This is a genomic window from Streptomyces sp. NPDC013457, assembly GCF_043089925.1.
In the GTDB taxonomy this organism is placed as follows: Bacteria; Actinomycetota; Actinomycetes; order Streptomycetales; family Streptomycetaceae; genus Streptomyces.
Genome location: NZ_JBICBL010000003.1, coordinates 299,219 through 322,665, shown reverse-complemented (window position 1 = coordinate 322,665; position 23,447 = coordinate 299,219). Strand labels below are relative to the sequence as shown.

19 protein-coding genes are annotated in these 23,447 nt (G+C 71.0%); 2 read left to right on the top strand and 17 right to left on the bottom strand.

The window, feature by feature from the left end; all coding sequences use genetic code 11:
* Positions 1-31: 31 nt before the first annotated feature.
* Positions 32-910 carry a TraR/DksA C4-type zinc finger protein gene (locus ACF1G2_RS10290; protein WP_391797860.1) on the bottom strand — a complete coding sequence of 293 codons (879 nt, stop codon included), beginning with the start codon at positions 908-910 and terminating at the stop codon, positions 32-34.
* Positions 911-1,468: 558 nt separating this feature from the next.
* Here ACF1G2_RS10290 and ileS point away from each other — a divergent pair.
* Positions 1,469-4,609 (top strand): isoleucine--tRNA ligase, encoded by a 3,141-nt coding sequence (gene ileS, locus ACF1G2_RS10285; protein WP_391797859.1) that lies wholly within the window; start codon positions 1,469-1,471, stop codon positions 4,607-4,609.
* A 182-nt stretch (positions 4,610-4,791) separates the two neighbouring features.
* Here ileS and ACF1G2_RS10280 read toward each other — a convergent pair whose 3' ends face one another.
* The 16 genes from ACF1G2_RS10280 to rsmH all read right to left on the bottom strand — a co-directional run bounded on the left by ACF1G2_RS10280 (position 4,792) and on the right by rsmH (position 22,562).
* Entirely contained in the window at positions 4,792-5,886 is a 1,095-nt protein-coding gene (locus ACF1G2_RS10280; protein WP_383172523.1) for a DivIVA domain-containing protein, read from the bottom strand.
* 55 nt (positions 5,887-5,941) lie between these two features.
* A complete protein-coding gene (locus ACF1G2_RS10275; RefSeq protein WP_352190508.1) occupies positions 5,942-6,232 on the bottom strand; it encodes a YggT family protein in 291 nt (96 codons plus the stop codon).
* A gap of 77 nt (positions 6,233-6,309) precedes the next feature.
* Positions 6,310-6,930 carry a cell division protein SepF gene (locus tag ACF1G2_RS10270; RefSeq protein WP_391797858.1) on the bottom strand — a complete coding sequence of 207 codons (621 nt, stop codon included), beginning with the start codon at positions 6,928-6,930 and terminating at the stop codon, positions 6,310-6,312.
* Positions 6,931-7,054: 124 nt separating this feature from the next.
* On the bottom strand, positions 7,055-7,774 hold the full coding sequence (locus ACF1G2_RS10265) for a YggS family pyridoxal phosphate-dependent enzyme (RefSeq protein ID WP_391797857.1): 720 nt from the start codon (positions 7,772-7,774) through the stop codon (positions 7,055-7,057).
* A complete protein-coding gene (pgeF, locus tag ACF1G2_RS10260; protein ID WP_391797856.1) occupies positions 7,761-8,504 on the bottom strand; it encodes a peptidoglycan editing factor PgeF in 744 nt (247 codons plus the stop codon). Before pgeF ends, ACF1G2_RS10265 begins: the two co-directional genes overlap by 14 nt.
* Positions 8,501-9,715, bottom strand: coding sequence for a cell division protein FtsZ (gene ftsZ / locus ACF1G2_RS10255; protein WP_391797855.1), 1,215 nt, complete (start codon positions 9,713-9,715; stop codon positions 8,501-8,503). Before ftsZ ends, pgeF begins: the two co-directional genes overlap by 4 nt.
* A 279-nt stretch (positions 9,716-9,994) precedes the next feature.
* Complete coding sequence (locus ACF1G2_RS10250) at positions 9,995-10,795, bottom strand: cell division protein FtsQ/DivIB (protein ID WP_391797854.1); 801 nt, start codon at positions 10,793-10,795, stop codon at positions 9,995-9,997.
* Between the two features lie 85 nt (positions 10,796-10,880).
* Positions 10,881-11,966 (bottom strand): undecaprenyldiphospho-muramoylpentapeptide beta-N-acetylglucosaminyltransferase, encoded by a 1,086-nt coding sequence (gene murG / locus ACF1G2_RS10245; protein ID WP_391797853.1) that lies wholly within the window; start codon positions 11,964-11,966, stop codon positions 10,881-10,883.
* Positions 11,967-11,972: 6 nt separating this feature from the next.
* Positions 11,973-13,313 (bottom strand): putative lipid II flippase FtsW, encoded by a 1,341-nt coding sequence (ftsW, locus tag ACF1G2_RS10240; RefSeq protein WP_391797852.1) that lies wholly within the window; start codon positions 13,311-13,313, stop codon positions 11,973-11,975.
* A 55-nt stretch (positions 13,314-13,368) separates the two neighbouring features.
* The gene (gene murD / locus ACF1G2_RS10235; protein ID WP_391797851.1) at positions 13,369-14,808 is read right to left on the bottom strand and encodes a UDP-N-acetylmuramoyl-L-alanine--D-glutamate ligase; all 1,440 of its coding nucleotides are present in this window, start codon (positions 14,806-14,808) and stop codon (positions 13,369-13,371) included.
* Entirely contained in the window at positions 14,790-15,860 is a 1,071-nt protein-coding gene (mraY, locus tag ACF1G2_RS10230; RefSeq protein WP_189802264.1) for a phospho-N-acetylmuramoyl-pentapeptide-transferase, read from the bottom strand. Before mraY ends, murD begins: the two co-directional genes overlap by 19 nt.
* Positions 15,857-17,281 carry a UDP-N-acetylmuramoyl-tripeptide--D-alanyl-D-alanine ligase gene (gene murF / locus ACF1G2_RS10225; RefSeq protein ID WP_391797850.1) on the bottom strand — a complete coding sequence of 475 codons (1,425 nt, stop codon included), beginning with the start codon at positions 17,279-17,281 and terminating at the stop codon, positions 15,857-15,859. The genes mraY and murF overlap by 4 nt, the downstream gene beginning before the upstream one ends.
* Positions 17,282-17,284: 3 nt before the next feature.
* Positions 17,285-18,937 (bottom strand): UDP-N-acetylmuramoyl-L-alanyl-D-glutamate--2,6-diaminopimelate ligase, encoded by a 1,653-nt coding sequence (locus tag ACF1G2_RS10220; RefSeq protein WP_391797849.1) that lies wholly within the window; start codon positions 18,935-18,937, stop codon positions 17,285-17,287.
* A gap of 16 nt (positions 18,938-18,953) precedes the next feature.
* Positions 18,954-20,939, bottom strand: coding sequence for a penicillin-binding transpeptidase domain-containing protein (locus ACF1G2_RS10215; RefSeq protein WP_391798130.1), 1,986 nt, complete (start codon positions 20,937-20,939; stop codon positions 18,954-18,956).
* Positions 20,940-20,944: 5 nt separating this feature from the next.
* Positions 20,945-21,505 (bottom strand): septum formation initiator, encoded by a 561-nt coding sequence (locus ACF1G2_RS10210; protein WP_391797848.1) that lies wholly within the window; start codon positions 21,503-21,505, stop codon positions 20,945-20,947.
* A 100-nt stretch (positions 21,506-21,605) separates the two neighbouring features.
* Entirely contained in the window at positions 21,606-22,562 is a 957-nt protein-coding gene (rsmH, locus tag ACF1G2_RS10205) for a 16S rRNA (cytosine(1402)-N(4))-methyltransferase RsmH (RefSeq protein ID WP_391797847.1), read from the bottom strand.
* 313 nt (positions 22,563-22,875) lie between these two features.
* On the opposite strand from rsmH, the gene ACF1G2_RS10200 reads away from it, so the two are divergent.
* Positions 22,876-23,415, top strand: a complete 540-nt coding sequence (locus ACF1G2_RS10200; RefSeq protein ID WP_391797846.1) for a beta-class carbonic anhydrase — start codon at positions 22,876-22,878, stop codon at positions 23,413-23,415.
* Positions 23,416-23,447: the final 32 nt, after the last annotated feature.

The following is a 23,447-nucleotide window of genomic DNA, read 5'->3' as shown; positions in this document are numbered from 1 at the left end:
CACGAGGGTACGGCACACCCCTTCGGGGCCGTCAGCCGCGGCGCTCCTGCTTCTGCTTGTCCTCGACGCAGAGGGTGGCCCTCGGGAACGCCTGCATGCGCGCCTTGCCGATCGGCTTGCCGCACACCTCGCAGAGGCCGTACGTGCCCGCGTCGAGGCGCTCCAGGGCGTGCTCGGACTGTTCCAGCATCTCGCGGGCGTTGGCGGCCAGGGCGAGCTCGTGCTCGCGGGTGATGTTCTTGGTGCCGGTGTCGGCCTGGTCGTCCCCCGCGCCGTCCCCGGAGTCCCGCATGAGGCCGGTCAGCTCCTCCTGGGAGTGGAGCAGCTCGGCCCGCAGGCGGAGGACCTCGCTCTCCAGCCCGGCCCGGGCCTCCGCGACCTCCGCGGGCGTCCAGGGGTCCTCACCGGGGCGTACGGCGAGCTCACCGGCGCGCGCCGGAGGGACCGCGGCCTCGCCGTCTGCCGTCGTGACGCCACCCGCGGTCTTCTTAGCTGCCACTGTCGCGGCTCCTGTCTGCTTCACGTGCGCCGCGGATGCGGCCTTCTTCTTGGCTGCGGTCTTCTCGGCCGCGGTCTTCTTCGCGACCGTCCTGCCGGCGGCCGGGGCCTTCTCGGCCGCCGAGGTCTCCTTCGTCGGCGGAGCCTTCGTGGCGGCCGCCTCGGAGGCCGGGGTCTTCCCGGCGGAGGTCTTCTTCGCGGTGGTCTTCCTGGCGGACGTCTTCGCCGGGGTGGCCTCGGCCTTCTCCGTGCTCTTCGCCGTGCTCTTCGTCGTCCCGCGTGCCGGGGCCTTCTTCGCCGCCGCCTTCTTCGCGACCGTCGTCTTCTTGCCGGTGACGTCCTTGGCCGCCCCGTCCACACCGGTGGATCCGGCGGTCGAGGTCTTCTTCGCGGCGGTCTTCTTCGCCACCATGTCGCGGCCCCTTCACATTTTGTGATCTTGCTCGCGAATCGTGCTGGGACGATAAATCGGCCCAAGGCCCGCGGCAACGGGGCACGCCGCCGTTCGCACCCGCCCCATGCCGCCGGCACGGCGAGTCTGCATCCGTTGTGCCCAGCTCCCCGCCCCGTAATCCGCCCCGCGGCGGCCGGTGAAGTCCGGCCAGGGCCGTATGGCCATTCGGGTCATGTCCGGCCGCCCCGCGCGCCGCCGGAAAAGCGGTCTGCCGAGCGGCTTCCGGCCCCGTACACTGGGCTGAGCGAAAGGCTTGGATGGGGACGAGTAGCGTCGTACGCAGCCATGAGCGACCCGGGGACGGTGAGAGCCCGGGGGCCAGCCCGATGTGAAGGATCACCCCGGAGCCGCCGGAAGAAAGCCGTCAGGCGACTAGAACCGGCATCGCGACCCCAATGAGGGGGCCACGGACGACACCGTCCGGGGCCAAGGAGGGTGGTACCGCGGGAGCCGCGCAGCACGGCGCTCTCGTCCCTCCGGACGGAAACGAAGCAGTCCGCCGGAGGAAGCTCGCCGATGAAACCGCCGCAGTACCGCCAGGTGCCCGCCCAGGTCGACCTGCCCGCGCTCGAGCACGCCGTGCTCGATTTCTGGCGCGAGAGCAAGATCTTCGCCAAGACCCTGGAGCAGTCCGAGGGCCGCCCCGAGTGGGTGTTCTACGAGGGCCCGCCGACCGCCAACGGCATGCCCGGCGCCCACCACATCGAGGCCCGCGTCTTCAAGGACGTCTTCCCCCGCTTCCGGACCATGCGCGGCTACCACGTGGCCCGCAAGGCCGGCTGGGACTGCCACGGCCTCCCGGTCGAGCTCGCCGTCGAGAAGGAACTCGGCTTCTCCGGCAAGAAGGACATCGAGGAATACGGCATCGCCGCGTTCAACGACAAGTGCCGCGAGTCCGTGACCCGCCACACCGACGCCTTCGCCGAGCTCACGACGCGCATGGGCTACTGGGTCGACCTGGACGACGCGTACCGGACGATGGACCCCGAGTACATCGAGTCGGTCTGGTGGTCGCTCAAGCAGATCTTCGACAAGGGCCTGCTCGTCCAGGACCACCGCGTCGCCCCCTGGTGCCCGCGCTGCGGCACCGGCCTCTCGGACCACGAGCTGGCCCAGGGGTACGAGACGGTCGTCGACCCCTCCGTCTTCGTCCGGTTCCCGCTGACCTCCGGCCCGCTGGCCGGCCAGGCGGCGCTCCTGGTCTGGACGACGACCCCCTGGACCCTGGTCTCCAACACGGCGGTCGCCGCGCACCCCGAGGTCACCTACGTCGTCGCGACCGACGGCGAGGAGAAGCTCGTCGTCGCCGCGCCGCTGGTGGAGAAGGCGCTCGGCGAGGGCTGGGTCACCACGGGCGAGTCCTTCACGGGCGCCGAGATGGAGCGCTGGACGTACCAGCGCCCCTTCGAGCTCGTCGAGTTCCCCTCCGAGGCGCACTACGTGGTCAACGCGGAGTACGTCACGACCGAGGACGGCACGGGTCTGGTCCACCAGTCCCCCGCCTTCGGTGAGGACGACCTCAAGGTCTGCCGCGCCTACGGCCTGCCGGTCGTGAACCCGGTCCGCCCCGACGGCACCTTCGAGGAGGACGTACCGCTGGTCGGCGGCGTCTTCTTCAAGAAGGCCGACGAGCAGCTGACCGCCGACCTGGACGCGCGCGGCCTGCTCTTCAAGCACATCCCGTACGAGCACAGCTACCCGCACTGCTGGCGCTGCCACACGGCCCTGCTCTACTACGCGCAGCCGTCCTGGTACATCCGCACGACCGCCGTGAAGGACCGCCTTCTCGAAGAGAACGAGAAGACGAACTGGTTCCCGGACTCGGTCAAGCACGGCCGCTTCGGCGACTGGCTGAACAACAACATCGACTGGGCGCTCTCCCGGAGCCGCTACTGGGGCACGCCGCTGCCGCTGTGGCGCTGCGAGGACGGCCACCTGACGTGCGTGGGCTCGCGCGCCGAGCTGACCGAGCTGACGGGCTCCGACCAGTCGGAGCTCGACCCGCACCGCCCGTACATCGACGCGGTGACCTTCCCCTGCCCGAGCTGCTCCAAGACGGCGACGCGCGTGCCGGAGGTCATCGACGCCTGGTACGACTCGGGCTCGATGCCGTTCGCCCAGTGGGGCTACCCGTACAAGAACAAGGAACTCTTCGAGTCCCGGTACCCGGCGCAGTTCATCTCCGAGGCCATCGACCAGACGCGTGGGTGGTTCTACACGCTGATGGCGGTCGGCACGCTGGTCTTCGACAAGTCGTCGTACGAGAACGTGGTCTGCCTGGGCCACATCCTCGCCGAGGACGGCCGCAAGATGTCCAAGCACCTGGGCAACATCCTGCAGCCGATCCCGCTGATGGACCAGCACGGCGCGGACGCGGTCCGCTGGTTCATGGCGGCCGGCGGCTCCCCGTGGGCGGCGCGCAGGGTGGGCCACGGCACGATCCAGGAGGTGGTGCGGAAGACCCTCCTCACCTACTGGAACACGGTCGCCTTCCAGGCGCTGTACGCCCGTACGTCCGGCTGGGCGCCGAGCGCGGCCGACCCGGCGCCGGCGGACCGCACGGTCCTGGACAAGTGGCTCCTGTCCGAGCTGAACACGCTGGTCTCCGAGGTCACACAGGCGCTGGAGTCGTACGACACGCAGCGGGCGGGCAAGCTCGTCTCGGCGTTCGTGGACGACCTGTCGAACTGGTACGTGCGGCGCTCGCGCCGCCGGTTCTGGCAGGGCGACAAGGCGGCGCTGCGGACCCTGCACGACGTGGTGGAGACGGTCACGCGGCTGATGGCCCCGCTGACCCCGTTCATCACGGAGCGGGTCTGGCAGGACCTCGTGGTCCCGGTGACGCCGGACGCCCCGGAGTCGGTCCACCTCTCGACGTGGCCGGAGCCGGACGCGTCCCTGGTCGACCCGGCGCTCTCGACCCGGATGACCCTGGTCCGCCGCCTGGTCGAGCTGGGCCGGGCGACGCGGGCGGAGTCGGGCGTCAAGACCCGCCAGCCGCTCTCCCGCGCCCTGGTGGCGGCGACGGGCTTCACCGAGCTCTCCCCGGAGCTGCAGGCCCAGATCACGGAGGAGCTGAACGTCACGTCCGTGGCCTCCCTCTCCGAGGTCGGCGGCTCGCTGGTCGACACGACGGCGAAGGCGAACTTCCGCGCGCTCGGCAAGCGCTTCGGCAAGGGCGTCCAGGACGTGGCGAAGGCGGTCGCGGCGGCGGACGCGGCGGAGCTGTCGCTGGCGCTGCGCCAGGCGGGCGAGGCGACGCTGGACGTGAACGGCGAGACGATCTTCGTCACCCCCGAGGAGATCATCATCACGGAGACGCCCCGTGAGGGCTGGTCGGTCGCCTCGGACGCGGGCGCGACGGTCGCCCTGGACCTGGAGATCACCCCGGAGCTGCGGAAGGCGGGCCTGGCCCGTGACGCGATCCGCCTGATCCAGGAGGCCCGCAAGAACAGCGGCCTGGACGTGGCGGACCGGATCGCCCTGCGCTGGGCGTCGGAGTCCCCCGAGACGACGGAGGCCCTGACGGCCCACGCGGAGCTGATCGCGGACGAGGTCCTGGCGACGGACTTCGCCCCGACCGCCCCGGACACCACGTTCGGCACCCCGTTCACGGACGAAGGCCTGTCCCTGACCTTCAGCCTCCGCAAGGCGTAACCAGCGGCACCGAGAAGCCCGGCCCCCACAGGGGGGCCGGGCTTCTCCGTGCCCCCGCAGGACCGTGGGTCACCACCCCCGTCCGCGCCCATGCCCACGCAAAAAGGCCGGGCCCCTGGTTTCCCAGGGGCCCGGCCTTCAGCCTGCCGACGGCTACGCGCTCACCGCGCGAACCGCCGCCGTCAGTTGTCGTCCTCGTCGATCAGGAAGCCGCGCATCGGCGCCGGCGCCTGCTGCATCGGCTGCGGCGCCTGCGGGCGGACCGGAGCCATCGGCTGGGTCATCGCCGGCGACATCTGCTGCTGGCCACCGTAGGACGGGGCACCGCCCATGGACGGCGGGCCGCCCATCGAGCCGTTGCCGCCGTACGACGGCGCACCCGCGCCCGCCGAGGCCATCGAGGGCGACGGCGGCAGGGAGGCCGTGGCCGGCGTACGCGGCGGAGCCAGCGAGTCGTCCGCCTGGGTCTCCAGCTGGCGCAGCTGCGACTCCAGGTACGACTTCAGACGCGTGCGGTACTCGCGCTCGAAGCCGCGCAGGTCCTCGACCTTGCGCTCCAGCGTCGCGCGAGCGGACTCCAGGGAGCCCATCGCGACGCGGTGCTTCTCCTGCGCGTCCCGCTCCAGCGCGTCAGCCTTGGCGCGGGCGTCCCGCTCCAGGCCCTCGGCGCGCGAGCGCGCCTCGCCGACGATCTTGTTGGCCTCGGAACGGGCCTCCGCGATCGCCTGGTCGGCCGTCTGCTGGGCCAGCGAGAGGACACGGGCGGCGCTGTCGCCACCGGGGCCCTGCTGGGGCTGCTGCATCGGCTGCTGCATCTGCTGCTGGGGGTGACCCATGGGGCCGCCCATCGGCTGACCCATCGGGCCGCCCTGCATCGGGCCGGGGCCCATCGGGCCACCCTGCATCGGGCCGGGGCCGTGGCCACCGGGACCGGCGGGAAGCTGGGGCGCACCGGACGGCAGCTGCGGCGGGCCCATCTGCGGGGGCTGCTGCTGGACGGGCGGTCCGGATATGGCGGCGGGCACCGGGGCGCCGGGACCGACGGGACGATCCTGCTGCTCCGGGGGCTTGCGCATGCCCTGCTGCTGCTGGTTCTGCGCAGCGGCACGCGTCGCCGCGGCCAGCTTGGCCCGCAGGTCCTCGTTCTCGCGGAGCAGGCGGGTCAGTTCGGCTTCGACCTCGTCGAGGAAGGCATCGACCTCGTCCTCGTCATAGCCTTCTCGAAGGCGGACGGTCGTGAACTGCTTGTTCCGCACGTCCTCGGGGGTCAGCGGCATCTCTTCTTCACCTCTACGTAGTCGTCGGCAGTCGGCAAGACCGTATCGTCCACATTCACCTCGCGAAGCCGCTCACGATGGAGATCAGGATGTAGACGATGATCATCAGAACGAAGAAGGACAGGTCAAGTGCCACGCCCCCGAGACGCAACGGCGGGATGAACCGCCGCAGAAGCTTGAGCGGTGGATCGGTGACAGTGTAGGTGGCCTCCAGAACGACCACCATCGCCTTACCGGGTTGCCATGAACGTGCGAACTGAAAGACGTAGTCCATGACGAGCCGGAAGATCAGCACGATGAGGAAGCACATCAGAGCGATGTAGACCACTTGTAGTGCGACGCCCATCCCGCGCTTCCCTCTCCCCTGGCTCTCGTGCTCTCACTTGCCCGGCCTTGCGGCCGGCCGTTCCGGTCTTCGTTTTCTCAGCTCTGGTTGAAGAATCCGCCCTCTGCGATCCGGGCCTTGTCCTCCGCCGTGACATCGACGTTAGCAGGCGACAACAGGAACACCTTCTGCGTCACGCGCTCAATGCTGCCATGGAGCCCGAAGACGAGTCCGGCGGCAAAGTCGACAAGTCGCTTCGCGTCCGTGTCGTCCATCTCCGTGAGGTTCATGATCACCGGAGTGCCCTCACGGAAGTGTTCCCCGATGGTACGGGCTTCGTTGTAGGTCCTCGGGTGCAGCGTGGTGATGCGGTACGGCTCCCGCTCGGACACGACCTTGGGCATGATCACCGGTGCGTTCTTCTCCAGGCTCGGGCGTTCGGGTGTGATGGACGCCACGGGGGCGATTCGAGCCGGACGTCCGCTTTCGGCGGATAGCGAGGCGGCGTGAGCGACCGGCTCGCGCGGCGCGGGCTGCTGCACCACACGTACCGGCTCCTCGCGCTCCAGCTGTCGCGGGGGCTGATGGCGCCGCTCGCGCTCGGGTTCCGGTTCCAGCTCGGGTTCGAAGTCGTCGTCGGGGTCGAAGCCCCGGCCGTCGTACCCATCGTCCTCCACGAGGCCGAGGTAGACCGCCATCTTGCGCATCGCGCCGGCCATTCTCTGAGTCCTCCGCTCTGTGGTGGATCGGCCTCGTCACCAAGTGCCCGTGATCCACGAGGTCTGCCCGCCGACCGGCGGGAATGACCATATTTTCTGCTGTGGTCCGACTTGCTTGGCGACGTTACCCGAGCCTGGGGCGGACACCCAGTACCGCCGTACCGATGCGTACATGTGTCGCTCCGGCCGCCACAGCGTCCTCGAGGTCCGCGCTCATTCCCGCGGACACCATGTTCGCAGCCGGACGGGTCGCGCGCAGGAGAGTCGACAAATCCATCAGGCGGTCGAACGCCGCACGTTGGCGGCCCGCGAAGGGACCGGCGAGCGGCGCGACGGTCATCAGTCCGTCGAGCCTCAGCCCGGGTGCGGCCTCCACCGCGGCGGCCAACTCCTCGACGCGGTCCGGCGACACGCCGCCGCGCTCTCCGCGCTCGCCCGACTCTGCGTCGAGCGCGACCTGGACGAGGCAGCCGAGCTCGCGCCCCGACTTCTCCGCCGCCGCGGCGAGAGCGGTGACCAGCTTCAACCGGTCGACGGACTGCACGACATCCGCATAACTCGTCACAGAACGGACCTTGTTCGTCTGCAACTGGCCGACGAAGTGCCAGCGGAGGTCCAGATCCGCGCAGGCCGCGGCCTTGGGGGCGGCGTCCTGGTCGCGGTTCTCGGCGACGTCCCGTACACCGAGTTCGTGCAGGATGCGCACGTCGCTCGCCGGGTAGGTCTTGGTGACCACGATCAGGGTCACCTCCGACCGCTTGCGGCCGGCGGAGGCGCAGGCGGCAGAGATACGTTCCTCCACCCGCGCCAGGTTCTCGGCGAGTTCCGACTTACGGTCCGTCATATCCGTCCAACCAGACATATCCCGCGAGTCGCCCTGTGGTGCGATCGCGGCGGTACGAGTAGTGGTCACCCGACTCGCGGGTGCAGACCTCGCTCGCCTGCCGGTCCCGGATGCCGAGCCGCTCCAACTGGGCGTGGACCCCGGCGGTGACGTCGACGGCCGGGGTGCCCCAGCTCGTCTCGGCGAAGGCGGCCGGCTCGACGGCGGCCACCTCGGCGCGCATCGCCTCCGGCACCTCGTAGCAGCGCCCGCAGACGGCGGGGCCGGTACGGGCGGTGATCCGGGCCGGTTCGGCGCCGAGTTCGATCATGGCCCGCACGGCGGCCGGCACGACCCCGGCGATCATCCCCGGCCGCCCGGCGTGGGCGGCGGCCGCGACTCCGGCGACGGGATCGGCGAGCAGGACCGGTGTGCAGTCGGCGGTGAGGACCGCGAGGGCGAGTCCGCGCCGGGTGGTGACGATCGCGTCGACCTGGGGAACCGGCCGGTCCCCCCAGGGTCCGTCGACCACCGCGACATCCGGGCCGTGCACCTGGTTCATCCAGACGACACGCCCGGGGTCGAGGCCCAGGGCCCCGGCCGCCCGGGCCCGGTTGACGAGCACGGCCTCGGGGTCGTCCCCCACCGCGCCGCCGAGGTTGAGCTCCTCGTACGGAACGGCGCTCACCCCGCCCCACCTGTCGGTGAAGGCGAAATGCGCGCCGCTCACGGGTTCGAGCTGCTCTATCACTTCAAGAAGTCCGGAACGTCCAGCTCTTCGGCCTGGGTGTCCGGGTACGGGCGGGCCGGCGGGACGACCGGGGGGACGGTCGGCGGCAGCGTGGTCTCGGCGGAGACCGCGGGGGCCGCAGGCTCGGCCGGGGCGGCCGGCTCGTCCCGGGGGGCGACGGTGCCGAGGCCGCCGAGCGGGCGCTCGGTGGCGCGCGGCGCGGGGGCCGGCTCCTCGCGCTTGGCCGAGGCCGAGCTGAGGATGTTGTCGCGGCGGGTCGGCGGCTGACCGCCGTCGAAGCCGGCCGCGATGACCGTGACCCGTACCTCGTCGCCCAGGGCGTCGTCGATGACGGCACCGAAGATGATGTTGGCCTCGGGGTGGGCGGCCTCGCTCACCAGCTGCGCGGCCTCGTTGATCTCGAAGAGACCGAGGTCCGAACCGCCGGAGATGGAGAGCAGCACGCCACGGGCGCCGTCGATGGACGCCTCCAGGAGCGGCGAGGAGATCGCCATCTCGGCCGCCGCGACCGCGCGGTCGTCGCCGCGGGCGGAGCCGATGCCCATGAGGGCCGAACCGGCCTCGGACATGACCGACTTGACGTCGGCGAAGTCGAGGTTGATCAGACCGGGGGTGGTGATGAGGTCGGTGATGCCCTGCACACCGCTCAGCAGCACCTGGTCGGCCGACTTGAAGGCGTCGAGCACGGAGACCTGGCGGTCCGAGATCGAGAGCAGCCGGTCGTTCGGGATGACGATGAGGGTGTCGACCTCTTCGCGGAGCTCGGCGATGCCGTCCTCCGCCTGGTTGGCCCGACGGCGTCCCTCGAAGGTGAACGGCCGGGTGACCACACCGATCGTCAGGGCGCCGAGCGAGCGCGCGATGTTGGCCACGACGGGTGCGCCGCCGGTGCCGGTGCCGCCACCTTCGCCGGCGGTCACGAAGACCATGTCGGCCCCCTTGAGGACCTCCTCGATCTCCTCACGGTGGTCCTCTGCCGCCTTGCGACCGACTGCCGGGTTCGCCCCGGCCCCGAGGCCACGGGTGAGTTCACGGCCGACGTCGAGCTTGACGTCGGCGTCGCTCATCAACAGCGCTTGCGCGTCGGTGTTGATCGCGATGAACTCGACGCCCTTGAGACCGACCTCGATCATTCGGTTGATGGCATTGACACCACCGCCGCCGACACCGATGACCTTGATGACTGCGAGGTAGTTCTGCGGTGCTGCCACGTCGAAGGCCTCTCGCCTCGAGTTACGTGTCGCCGCTTCGCGGTGGTAGTCGCGCTGCGACGACGGATGCCGATGGGACGGTCCGAAACGCCGACCCAAACCCTAACGTTGAAGTTTAGGGTTACCAGTGTCTCTGTTCGCTGGACTCTTCCGAACAGGACACTAAGTCGACAAGTGGCGCACGTTCAACGAACACGCCGAACCTCCCGTTTTTCTTTTCACCCTATGTGATCACCCGTAGCGCTGGCCAACCAGGGTGCTGGCCAGCGGGAATGGGCGTCAACTCCCCGAGGTGGCGGGGGCTGTGGGGGCGCTTACATCGAAGTGCCCCGCTTTGGGCATGGCCTTCATCAGGGCGGTGAGTACACGGGCCTTGACGGCACCCTCCTCGCCGCTGCCCCAGAAGACCGTACGACCGCCGCCGAGCTCCAGGGTGACGGAGTCGTACGAGGTGATCTCCACGACACGAGTGTCCCGGGCGATTTTCTCCGGGAGTTCGCCCGCCACGCCCACCGCCTCGAGCAGGAGCCGGTCCTCGTCGAAGCGGCGCAGGCTCGGCGCGGAGGCGGCCTTCAGCACGAGTTCGGGTACGCCTGGGGGCGCTTTGTCCACGGTGGCGAATCGCGTTCCGGTGGCGTCCACTTCCGTGAACTTTCCGCCCTTTTCCACCACCAGGACCGGCTTTCGTTCCGTCACTTTCAGACCGATTCCATCCGGCCAGGACCGAGTGACCTCGACGGTGTCGATACGGGGCAGTCCCCGGAGCAGTCGTGCCTCGATGGCGTCGGTGTCGACCGAGACGAGCGGGGAACCGATCGGCACGGCGGCGGCCGTCTCGACCTCACGGGGTGTCAGAATCCGTGTTCCGGAGGTCGACACGCGCTCCAGGCGCAGCCAGGACGAGCCGTAGAGTGCCCAGACCGTGCCGGACCCGATCAGGACGAGAGCGAGCGCCACCAGCAGGGCCCGCGGCCCGGGCACCCGGAATCCACTGTCCCGGGCGCCCGTCCCCACCGGCCGGTCCGACGACCCCTTCGGGTCGCTCGTGCCGCGCTTCTCCGCGGTCGTCGGTCCGGACACGTCCACTCTCCTTCCCATCGAGGCTCACTCGCCTCCGGGCGCTCCGTGCGCGCCGACGGACCGCGCGCCCTTCGGCGCGCTCGCCTCAGCGCCCTGCGATCGCGTCGTACACCATGCCGACGAGCAGGTCGTCGGCGTCCCTGCGGCCGAACTCGGCGGCGGCGCGGGACATCTCGTACAGCCGGTGCGGATCCGCCAGCACGGGCAGGACGTTGCCCTGCACCCACTGCGGCGACAGCTCCGCGTCGTCGACGAGCAGCCCGCCGCCCGCCTTGACCACCGGCTGGGCGTTGAGCCGCTGTTCGCCGTTGCCGATGGGCAGCGGGACGTAGGCGGCGGGCAGCCCGACGGCGGAGAGCTCGGCGACGGTCATCGCGCCCGCGCGGCAGAGCATCATGTCCGCCGCCGCGTACGCGAGGTCCATCCGGTCCACGTACGGTACCGGGACGTACGGCGGCATGCCGGGCATGTTGTCGACACGCGGCAGCTCGTTCTTCGGGCCGACCGCGTGCAGGATCTGGATGCCGGAGCGCTGGAGCACGGGCGCGATCTGCTGGACGACCTCGTTGAGCCGGCGTGCGCCCTGCGAGCCGCCGGAGACGAGCAGCGTCGGCAGGTTCGGGTCGAGACCGAAGGCGGCGCGCGCCTCGGGCCGGACCCGGGCCCGGTCGAGGGTGGCGATGGTGTGCCGCAGCGGGATGCCGATGTAACGGGCGTTGCGGAGCTTCGAGTCCGGCGTCGCGACGGCGACCCCGGCCGCGTACCGCGAGCCGATCTTGTTGGCCAGGCCCGGCCGGGCGTTGGCCTCGTGGACCACGATCGGCACTCCGAGGCGCTTGGCCGCGAGATAGCCGGGCAGGGCCACGTAGCCGCCGAAGCCGACCACACAGTCCGCCTTGGTGCGCTCCAGGATCTGCTCGGCCGCCTTGATGGTGCCGCGCAGCCGTCCGGGGACGGTGATCAGCTCAGGGGTGGGCTTGCGCGGCAGCGGCACGGCAGGGATGAGCGCCAGCTCGTAGCCCCGCTCGGGGACGAGTCGGGTCTCCAGGCCCTTCTCCGTGCCGAGCGCCGTGATGCCCACGCTCGGGTCCTGCCTGCGCAGGGCGTCCGCGAGGGCGAGCGCGGGCTCGATGTGGCCGGCGGTCCCCCCACCGGCGAGTACGACATGCACCGAAATTCACCGCTCTCCGGACGGACGCTTCTTGACGCGCCGTCGCATCGACTTCCATCTCACCCCGGCCCGCCTACCCCAGCCGGGGCGCCGCATGGCCAGGGCCGCTCTCGCGGCGGGTTCCTGTCGCGCGAAGGCGATGAGGAGCCCGACGGCGAACATGGTCGGCAGCAGGGCCGACCCTCCGTAGGAGAACAGCGGGAGCGGGACCCCGGCGATCGGCAGCAGACCGAGCACCGCACCGATGTTGATCACGGCCTGGGCCGTGATCCACGTGGTCACACCTCCCGCGGCGTACCTCACGAAGGGGTCCTCCGTGCGTCCGGCCACGCGGATACCCGCATAGCCTAGAGCCGCGAACAGGGCGAGTACCGACAGCGTCCCCGCCAGACCCAGTTCCTCCCCGGTGACGGCGAAGATGAAGTCGGTGTGCGCTTCGGGTAGTTGGCCCCATTTTTCCACACTGGCACCCAGTCCGGAACCGAACCATCCGCCCGAGGCCAGAGCATAGATCCCGTGGGCGGCCTGGAGACAGGGCGCGCCCTCTCCGCCGGGGTCGGTGGCGCCGATGCAGGCGAACCGCTTCAGCCGGTTGTCGCTCGTCGTGATCAGCAGATATCCGATGGCCCCGGCCACCGCCAGCACGCCGACGAAGAGCCTGGTGGGGGCGCCGGCCGTCCACAGCAGCCCGAAGAGGATCGCGGTCAGCACGATCGCCGTGCCCATGTCCCCGCCGAGCATGATGAGCCCGAGCAGCAGGAACGCCGCGGGCACCAGCGGCACGAGCATGTGCTTCCACTGCGTGAGCAGTTTCATGTCCTGCTTGCGGGCCAGCAGGTCGGCGCCCCACAGGATGAGCGCCAGCTTGCCGAACTCGCTGGGCTGCAGCATGAACGGGCCGCCCAGCGAGATCCAGTTCTGGTTGCCGCCGACCGCCCGCCCTATCCCCGGGATCTGCACGAGCACCATCAGGAAGACCGCACCGACGAGGATCGGGTACGCGAGCGCCCGGTGCAGCTTCACGGGCATCCGGGACGCCACCAGGAGCAGCACCGCGCCGAGGACGGCGGCGAAGAACTGCTTGCGGAAGAAGTACGAGGGCACGAGGTCGTACCGGAGCGCCGTGATCATCGAGGCGCTGTAGACCATCACCAGGCCGAGCGCGGTGATGAGCAGGGCGGCGCCGAGGATGACGTAGTACGCGGTGAGAGGCCGGTCCCAGGCCCGCCGCGCCTGCTCGTACATCCGCCGTACGCCGCCGGCGCGGGAGGCGCGCGGCGGCGCGGGAACGCGGCCTCCGCCGCGGACGGCGGAGGGCCGGCGGGTCCCGGCGGTTCTGCTCGGCATGGTCGCTGTCCCCTCCAGTCGTGCCCGGCGCTGCCGGACCTCCTTGCTGGTCAGGTCAGTCGCGCCCGGCCGCGGCGAGGGCACGGACGGCGTCCGCGAAGGCCTCGCCCCGCTTGTTGTAATTGGTGAACATGTCCATCGAGGCGCAGGCCGGGGCCAGCAGGACCGTGTCGCCAGGCTGCGCGAGCCGGGACGCCTCCTCGACCGCCGCGGACATCGCCCCAGTGTCGGTCCGGTCGAGGTCCACGACCGGGACCTCGGGGGCGTGTCGCGCCAGGGCTTCGCGGATCAGCGCACGGTCGGCGCCGATGAGGACGACACCGCGCAGGCGCTTCGCCGAGTTGGCCACGATCTCGTCGAAGGCGGCGCCCTTGGCGAGGCCGCCGGCGATCCAGACGATCGGGTCGTAGGCCGCCAACGAGGCTTCCGCGGCATGGGTGTTGGTCGCCTTGGAGTCGTCGACGTAGACGACGCCCTGGATCTCCTCGACCAGTTCGATGCGGTGCGGGTCGGGCCGGAAGGCCCGCAGCCCGTCCCGTACGGCCTTCGGCTCGACGCCGAAGGCGCGGGCGAGGGCGGCCGCGGCGAGCGCGTTGGCGATGTTGTGCGGGGCCGGCGGCTGGACGTCGGCGACCTCGGCGAGCTCCTGGGCCTGCTTCTGCCGGTTCTCGACGAAGGCCCGGTCGACGAGGATGCCCTCGACGACGCCGAGCTGGGACGGGCCGGGGGTGCCGAGGGTGAAGCCGATGGCCCGGCAGCCCTCCTCGACGTCCGCCTCGCGGACCAGGTCCTCGGTGACCTTGTCGGCCACGTTGTAGACGCAGGCCACGGTGTTGCCCTCGTAGATCCGGCCCTTGTCGGCGGCGTACGCCTCCATGCTGCCGTGCCAGTCGAGGTGATCGGGCGCCAGGTTGAGCACCGCGGCCGAGTGGGCCCGCAGGCTCGGGGCCCAGTGGAGCTGGTAGCTGGAGAGCTCGACGGCGAGGACGTCGTACGTCTCCTCGCCGAGGACGGCGTCGAGGAGGGAGACCCCGATGTTCCCGACGGCGGCGGTCCGCAGCCCCGCGGCCTGGAGGATCGAGGCGAGCATCCGCACGGTCGTGGTCTTGCCGTTGGTGCCGGTCACGGCGAGCCAGGGAGCGGGAGTCCTTCCCGGCGGGGTCTCACGCAGCCGCCAGGCGAGCTCGACGTCGCCCCAGACCTCCACGCCCGCCTGGGCGGCGGCCGCGAAGAGCGGCTTGTCGGGCCGCCAGCCGGGGGCGGTGACGACCAGTTCGCTGCCTTCCGGCAGGGTGTCGCCGTCACCGAGGCGGACGGTGATCCCCTCGGCCCGCAGCTCCTCGGCCTGCGCCCGGGAGCGCTCGTCGTCGCCGTCGTTGACGACGGTCACGACGGCGCCCAGGCCGTGCAGGGCGCGGGCGGCCGGGATCCCGGAGACCCCGAGACCCGCGACGGTGACCCTCTTGCCGTTCCAGCTCACTTTTCGGATGCCCATCCCGCGTAGAAGAGGCCCAGGCCCACGATCACGCACATGCCCTGGATGATCCAGAACCGGACGACGACCAGGACCTCCGACCACCCCTTGAGTTCGAAGTGGTGCTGGAGCGGGGCCATCCGGAAGACGCGCTTGCCGGTCATCTTGAACGAGCCGACCTGGATGACCACCGACATGGTGATCAGCACGAACAGGCCGCCGAGCAGGGCGAGCAGCAGCTCGGTACGGGAGCAGATGGCGAGACCGGCGAGCGCGCCGCCGAGCGCCAGCGAGCCGGTGTCGCCCATGAAGATCTTGGCCGGCGAGGTGTTCCACCACAGGAAGCCGAAGCAGGCACCCATGAGGGCGGAGGCGACGACCGCGAGGTCGAGCGGGTCGCGGACCTCGAAGCAGGCGTTGGGGTTGGTCAGGGTGACCGCGTTGGCGCAGGACTCCTGGAACTGCCACAGGCCGATGAACGTGTACGCGCCGAAGACCATCACCGACGCGCCGGTGGCCAGGCCGTCCAGACCGTCCGTCAGGTTCACGCCGTTGGACATGGCCAGGATCATGAAGAGCGCCCAGACCACGAACAGCACCGGCCCGATGGCCCAGCCGAAGTCGGTGATGAAGGAGAGCTTCGTGGAGGCGGGGGTGAGCCCGCGCAGGTCCGCGAACTGCAGGGAGAGCACGGCGAAGGCGATGCCGACGATCAGCTGGCCGGCCATCTTCGCCTTGGCCCGCAGACCCAGCGAACGCTGCTTGACGATCTTGATGTAGTCGTCGAGGAAGCCGACGAGGCCCATGCCGGCCATCAGGAAGAGGACGAGCACACCCGAGTACGTCGGGTCCTCACCGGTGATGACCTTGGCGAGCGCGTACGCGATGAGCGTGGCCAGGATGAAGGAGATACCGCCCATGGTGGGCGTGCCCTTCTTGCCGGCGTGGCCGCGCGGGCCGTCGTCGCGGATGAACTGCCCGTACCCCTTGCGGGCAAGGAGCTTGATGAGCAGCGGGGTGCCGATCAGGGTCAGGAAGAGCCCGATGGCTCCCGCGAAGAGGATCTGCCTCATCGGCCCGTGACCTCGCTCTCGGAGTCGAGCAGTGCCAGGGCGACCTGCTCAAGACCGACAGACCTGGAAGCCTTCACAAGGACGACATCCCCCGGGCGCAGCTCTCTGCGCAACAGGTCGACAGCCGCCTGCGCGTCGGACACGTGCACCGACTCCTCACCCCACGAACCCTCGTTATATGCGCCCAGTTGCAGCCAGGACGCTTCCCTGTCCCCTACTGCCACGAGCTTGCTGACGTTGAGCCGGACGGCGAGCCGTCCGACCGCGTCGTGCTCGGCGAGCGATGCGTCCCCGAGCTCGGCCATCTTGCCGAGCACCGCCCACGTCCGGCCCCCCTGGGCCTGTGCGGCCCGGCCCATGGCCGCGAGCGCGCGCAGAGCGGCTCGCATGGACTCGGGATTCGCGTTGTAGGCGTCGTTGACGATCGTCACGCCGTCCGGACGCTCGGTGACCTCCATGCGCCAGCGCGACAGGGTGCCCGCCTCCGAGAGCGCGGTGGCGATCTCCTCGACGGGCATGCCCAGCTCATGGGCGACGGCGGCCGCGGCGAGCGCGTTCGACACGTGGTGCTCACCGTACAGGCGCAAGGTCACGTCACTGCACCCGGTGGGTGTGTGGAGCTTGAAAGAGGGCTGTCCGTTCGCTGTGAGACGGACATTCTCGGCACGTACGACCGCTTCGTCCGACTCTCCGAAGAGCGTCACGCGCGCCCGGGTCCGCTGGGCCATGGCCCGGACGAGCGGGTCGTCGGCGTTGAGGACCGCCACACCGCCCTCGTCGGCCGGGGGCAGCGCCTCGACGAGTTCGCCCTTCGCCTGGGCGATCTGCTCGCGGCCGCCGAACTCGCCGATGTGGGCGGTGCCCACGTTGAGCACGAGTCCGATGCGCGGCGGGGTCAGTCCGGTGAGGTAGCGGATGTGACCGATGCCGCGGGCGCCCATCTCGAGGACCAGGTGCCTGGTCTCGTCGCTCGCGCGCAGCGCCGTCAGCGGGAGCCCGATCTCGTTGTTGAGCGAGCCGGGTGTCCACACGGTGGGTGCGTGGCGGTCGAGGACCTGGGCGATCAGGTCCTTGGTGGAGGTCTTGCCGGCCGAGCCGGTCAGCGCGACGACATCGGTGCCGAGGCGTTCGACGACGGCGCGGGCGAGGGCACCGAGGGCCGTCTGGACGTCGTCCACGACGATCGCGGGTACGCCGACGGGGCGGGCGGCCAGCACGGCTGCCGCGCCCGCCTCGACGGCGCGGGCCGCGTAGTCGTGGCCGTCGACCTGTTCGCCGGCGAAGGCGGCGAAGAGGCTGCCGGGCTTCACCTCACGGGAGTCGATGACGACGGGACCGGTGATCCGGACGGCCGGATCCGGTATGTCGTACGACTGCCCGCCGACGATTTCGGCGATCTCGGCGAGGGAGAGGGCGATCACAACTTATCCCTGACTGTTCTTGAGGTTCTGTTCAATCGCTGCGTGCAGGACCTGGCGGTCGTCGAAGGGGCGGACCACACCGGCGATGTCCTGACCCTGCTCGTGGCCCTTGCCGGCGACGAGCACGGTGTCGCCGGGCTCGGCGCGGGCCACGGCCGCGGCGATGGCCGCGGCGCGGTCGGCGTCGACCAGGACGTCGCCGCGCTCGTGGGCGGGCACCTCGGCGGCGCCGGCGAGCATCGCGGCGAGGATCGCGAGCGGGTCCTCGGAACGGGGGTTGTCGGAGGTCAGAACGGCGGTGTCGGCGAGACGGGCCGCCGCGGCGCCCATCGGGCCGCGCTTGGTGGTGTCCCGGTCGCCGCCGCAGCCGATGACGATGTGCACCTTCCCCTCGGTGACCTTGCGCAGCGAGCGCAGGACCGATTCGACGGCGTCCGTCTTGTGGGCGTAGTCGACGACCGCGAGGTACGGCTGGCCGGCGTCGACGCGCTCCAGCCGGCCGGGGACGCCGGGGACGGCGGCGACGCCGTCGGCGGCGGTCTGCGGGTCGATCCCGGCGACGGCCAGGGTGACGATCGCGGCCAGGGTGTTGGCGACGTTGAACGGGCCGGGCAGCGGCGCGGCGGCGGAGATCCGCTCGCCCCCGGGGCCGACGACCGTGAACGTGGAGCCGTGGGAGCCGATCTCGACGGCCTCGGCGCGCCAGTCGGCGTCCGGGTGGCCCTCGGCGGAGAAGGTGACGACCGGGACACCGGCCTCCCCGGCGGCGAGCCTGCGGCCGTAGGCGTCGTCGAGGTTGACCACACCGCGCCTGCTGCGCTCAGGGGTGAAGAGCTGCGCCTTGGCCGCGAAGTAGTCCTCCATGTCGGAGTGGAACTCCATGTGCTCCGGGCTGAGGTTGTTGAAGACGGCGACGTCGAAGACGCAGCCGTCGACCCGGCCGAGCACGAGGGCGTGGCTGGAGACCTCCATGGCGACCGCCTCGACGCCGCGTTCGCGCATCACGGCGAACAGGGCCTGGAGGTCGGTGGCTTCGGGGGTCGTACGCTCCGACTTGATGCGCTCGTCGCCGATCCGCATCTCGACGGTGCCGATGAGGCCGCTCCTGAGCCCGGCCGCCTTGAGGCCGCCCTCCACGAGGTAGGCCGTGGTGGTCTTGCCCGAGGTGCCGGTGATGCCGATCTGGAGGAGGTCCTCGCCCGGCCGGCCGTAGATCTCGGCGGCGAGCTCGCCCATCCGTCCGCGCGGGTTCTCCACGACCAGCACCGGCAGGCCGGTCGCGGCGGCGCGTTCGGCGCCGGCCGGGTCGGTGAGGATCGCGGCGGCGCCGAGGCCGGCGGCCTGGGCGGCGAAGTCGGCGCCGTGCAGCCGGGCGCCGGGGAGGGCCGCGTACACGTCGCCGGGCCGTACCGCCCGCGAGTCGTGGGTGATGCCCGTGACGGCGGCGTCGCCGGGCGTCTCGGTCCCGAGCCGGGCGGCCAGGTCGCCCAGGGGTGTCGGGCGGGCCTGCTCGGGGCGGGGCGGGGCGGTTCGGTACTGATCAGCGTGTGGCACGGCGGTGAGCGTACCGGGCCCACCCGCCGCGGGGCCAAAAGAGGCCGGGGCGTCGCCGGAGTTCGATTTCCGGTTCCCGGAATCGGGGGTGATCGTGCTCACTGGTGCTCCCGGGGTGTCACTCGCTGTCCTTGAACATGACCGGCAGTCGGGCGGGCTCGCTGCCCGTCGGGGCCACATGGAGCGTCTTGAGGGCGAACTCCATGACCTTCTTGTAGATGGGGCCGCAGATCTGGCCGCCGAAGTAGCTGCCCTTGGTGGGGTTCTGGATGGCGCAGTAGACCGTGATCTGCGGGTCGTCGGCCGGCGCGAAGCCCGCGAACGAAGCCGTGTACCCCTTGTAGCGGCCGAGTTCGGGGTCGACGCGGTTGGCGGTTCCGGTCTTGCCCGCGACGCGGTAGCCGGGGATCCGGGCCTTGGTGCCGGTGCCCTCCTCGTCGCCGACGACGGACTCCAGCATCTGCGCGACGGTCCTGGCGGTCTTCTCGCTCACGACCCGGGTCTCCTTCGGGGCGGGCGCGGGTGTGAAGCGGCCGTCGGGTCCCTTGGTGCCGCGGACGAGGGTGGGCTCGATCCGTACGCCTCCGTTGGCGATGGTCGAGTAGACCGAGGCGGCCTGCATGGCGTTGACGGAGAGGCCCTGGCCGAAGGGGATCGTGTACTGCTGCGAGGTCGACCAGTTCTCGGGCTTGGCGAGGATGCCCGGGGTCTCGCCGGGGTAGCCGAGCCCGCTGGGGCTGCCGATGCCGAACTTGCGCAGGTAGGAGTGGAGGACCCGGTTGGACTCGGCCTGGGTGTCACCGAGCTGGCCGGTGGCCAGGATGGTGCCGATGTTGCTGGACTTGGCGAGGACGCCGTTGAGCGTCAGATACCAGGTCGGGTGGTCGATGTCGTCCTTGAAGAGCCGGTCGCCCCGGTGCAGGCGGTTGGGGACGACGACATGGGTGCCGGGCGTCGCCGCGCCCTCCTCCAGGACGGCGGCCATGGACATGACCTTGCTGGTGGAGCCGGGCTCGTAGGCGTCCTGGAGGGCCGCGTTGCCCATCGCGGCGGCGTTGGCCGCGGACAGGTCGTTGGGGTCGAAGCCGGGGGCGTTGGCCATGGCCAGGACCTCGCCGGTCCGCGTGTTCTGCACTATGACGTAGCCGCGGTCCGCCTTGGACTTCTCCACCTGCTCGGTGATGGCCTGCTGGGCGGCCCACTGGATGTCCCGGTCGATGGTCAGCTCGATGTCCGAGCCGGGCACGGCCGGGGTGCCGCGGGAGCCCGCGGTGGGCACCTGGCGGCCGCCGGACTCGGCGAACCTGATCTTGCCCTCCTGGCCCGCGAGGTCCTTGTCGAGCATGGACTCGAGGCCGCCGGCGCCCCGGCCCTCGGCGTTGACGTAGCCCAGTATCCCGGCGGCGAGCTCCCCGTTGGGGTACACGCGCTTGCTGCTGGGCTCGCTCAGGATGCCGCCGAGCAGGTTGACGCCGTTGCCGCCCTCGGAGGGCTTGGACTTCTGCCCGTAGACCTTCTTGAGGTCCTTGATCTGGTTCCAGACCTGCGGGGTCTGCTTGCGGGCCAGCAGGGTGTAGCGGGACTTGGGGGTACGCAGCTTCTTCGCCAGGTCGGCGGGCTCCTTGCCCAGGAGCGGTGCGAGGAGCGCGGCGGCCTGCTCGGGGGCGTCCTGGACCTTGCTCTCCTCGGGGGTGAAGAGCTTGGGGTCGGCGGTGATGTCGTACGCGTCGACGCTGGCGGCCAGGGCGATCCCGGAGCGGTCGGTGATCTCGCCGCGCTCCGCGGAGAGCGTGTACTCCTGGTAGCGGTGCGCCTCGGCCTTCGCGGCCAGGGCGCTCGCGTCGACGGCCTGCACCTGGAGCAGGCGGACGACGAACACCAGCATCACGAGGGTCAGGCCGAGCGAGACGAGCCGCAGCCGGGGCTTCGGGCTGCCGAGCCGGATGGTGCGCACCTTGGGCCGTGCGGGAGGCCGGGAGGCGGGCCTGCGCGGGGCGCCGGAGCGTGCGCCACCGGAGCGGGCGGCGGCGGGCCGGGGGCGGACGGGGCGCGCGGGCCCGGCGGGACCGGGGACCCGCCGGCGCGGGGGCTCCTTGGGGGGCACAGCGGTCACCTGCCGGAGGTCGTCGGGGCGGGCGCGGTCGTCTTCTGCGTCGTCTCGGGCGCCTCTGGCGTCTCTGCCGTCTCTGGCGGCTTCGCAGGGGACGCGCCGGGCCGCGTGGCCGGCGTGGCGGGGGCGCTCGTGGCCGGGCTCGTACGCGGCGGGGTCGGGTCGGGCCTGGGGGCGGGCGGCGGATTCGGCGCGGCCGTCGCCTCGGAGGGCTCGCCGAGAACCTTGCCGCTCGGGTCGAGGAAGGCGGGGCTGCCGCCGGGGACCATGCCGAGCTCCCGGGCCCTGCGCTCCAGCGCGTCGGGCGCGGAGTAGTCGTCCACGTCCCGCTGGAGGGCCTGCTCCTCGTCGGTCAGCTCGGTGGTGCGGGTCTTGAGGTCACGCAGCTTGAAGGAGCCCTGGTTGAGGGCGGAGTTGAGCAGCAGGAGCGTGATGAGACCGCCGCCGAGGAGCACCACGACGAGAAGGACGAAGGGGGTACGGGCGGCGGTGCTGGGCCCCGAGGGCATGAGTCGCCCGAGCCGCGCCGCCCGCCCTTTGAGCGGCCCCTTCGTCGTCATGCCCGCACGCTTCCGTGCGCTTCTTCCCCGCCCGAGTGACGCGGAGCCGTGGCGGCGCCGAGCGCTGCGCGCGGGGTGGCGGCGGAAGACGGGCGGGCGGTCACAGTACGTCCTCCCGGATGCGCTGCGCCCCTCGGAGCCGGGCCGGAGCGGCTCGCCGGTTCTCGGCGATCTCCTCCTCGGTGGGGAGTTCGGCGCCTCGGGTGAGCAGCTTGAGCCGGGGCTGGTACTGCTCGGGGACCACCGGCAGGCCGGGCGGCGCGGTGTTCGCCGCGCCCGCCGCGAAGACCTGCTTGACCAGGCGGTCCTCCAGGGAGTGGTACGAGAGGACGGCGATCCGGCCGCTCACGGCGAGTGCCTTCACCGCCGCCGGGATCGCCCGCTCCAGGACGGTCAGCTCGCCGTTGACCTCGATGCGCAGGGCCTGGAAGGTGCGCTTGGCCGGGTTGCCGCCGGTGCGCTTGGCCGCCTGCGGCAGCGCGTCGCGGATCAGCTCGACCAGGCGGGCGCTGTTGGTGAACGGCTCCTTCTCGCGCTCGCGCACGATCGCGGAGACGATCCGCTTGGCCTGCTTCTCCTCGCCGTACGCCCGCAGGATGCGGACCAGCTCGCCGGCCGGGTAGGTGTTGAGGACCTCCGCCGCGCTCATGCCGGTCGTCTGGTCCATGCGCATGTCGAGCGGGGCGTCCTGCGCGTAGGCGAAGCCGCGGTCGGCCTCGTCGAGCTGCATGGAGGAGACGCCCAGGTCGAAGAGGATGCCGTCGACGCGCGGGATGCCGAGCCGGTCGAGGACCTCGGGCAGTTCGTCGTAGACCGCGTGGACGAGCGTCGCGCGCTCACCGTACGGGGCGAGCCGTTCGCCGGAGAGACGCAGCGCCTCCTTGTCCCGGTCGAGGGCGACGAGACGCGTCTCGGGGAACCGCGCGAGCAGCGCCTCGCTGTGGCCGCCGAGGCCGAGGGTGCAGTCGACGACGATCGCGCCGGGGCGCTCCAGGGCAGGGGCCAACATGTCCAGGCACCGCTGGAGCATCACCGGGACGTGTCGGTCGTTGCTCAATTGCGCCCTCTCAGAATTCGGCTCAGATTCGGCGCGGCCGCTACGCATCCGCCGCGCACGCGGGGGAGAAAGCGCGGAAATCGCTCAATGTTCTCCGTGAACTTCGCGTTACTTTAGTCCACTGGCCGTGGCGGTCAATCAACCGGCTGGCGCGTCGCACAGGGCTTCGGTCGGAGCGGGGCATTCAGGATGACTCACCCGAATGGGCCTCCACTTCCCATGCCTGTGGGTTACCTCACAACAAGCCTCATTGACGTTCTTTGTCCGCTCTCACAGCGGGCCAGGAACGCCCGTGACCACTACCGTCATAGACATGTCGACCTCTGCGCACCCTTCCGCCGACGTGATACGGACCGCCGGCACGGTCACCGACCGACTCGTCGAGGCCAACGGGCGGTACGCCGCCGGCTTCACCGATCCGGGCATGGACGCCCGCCCCGTGCTGAACGTGGCCGTGGTCGCCTGCATGGACGCCCGTCTCGACCTCCACGCCGCGCTCGGCCTGGAGCTCGGCGACTGTCACACCATCCGCAACGCGGGCGGCGTCGTCACCGACGACGTGATCCGCTCGCTCACGATCAGCCAGCGCGCGCTCAAGACCCGCAGCGTGGTGCTCATCCACCACACCGGCTGCGGTCTGGAGTCGCTCACCGAGGAGTTCCGGCACGAACTGGAGATGGAGGTCGGCCAGCGGCCGGCCTGGGCCGTGGAGGCCTTCCGCGACGTCGACCAGGACGTCCGGCAGTCCATGCAGCGCGTCCGGACCTCGCCGTTCCTGCTGCACACCGACGATGTCCGCGGGTTCGTCTTCGACGTGACCACCGGTCTTCTCCGCGAGATCGACCCCGCCTGATCCGCAGGGCGCAACATGGCAAACCCCGGCAT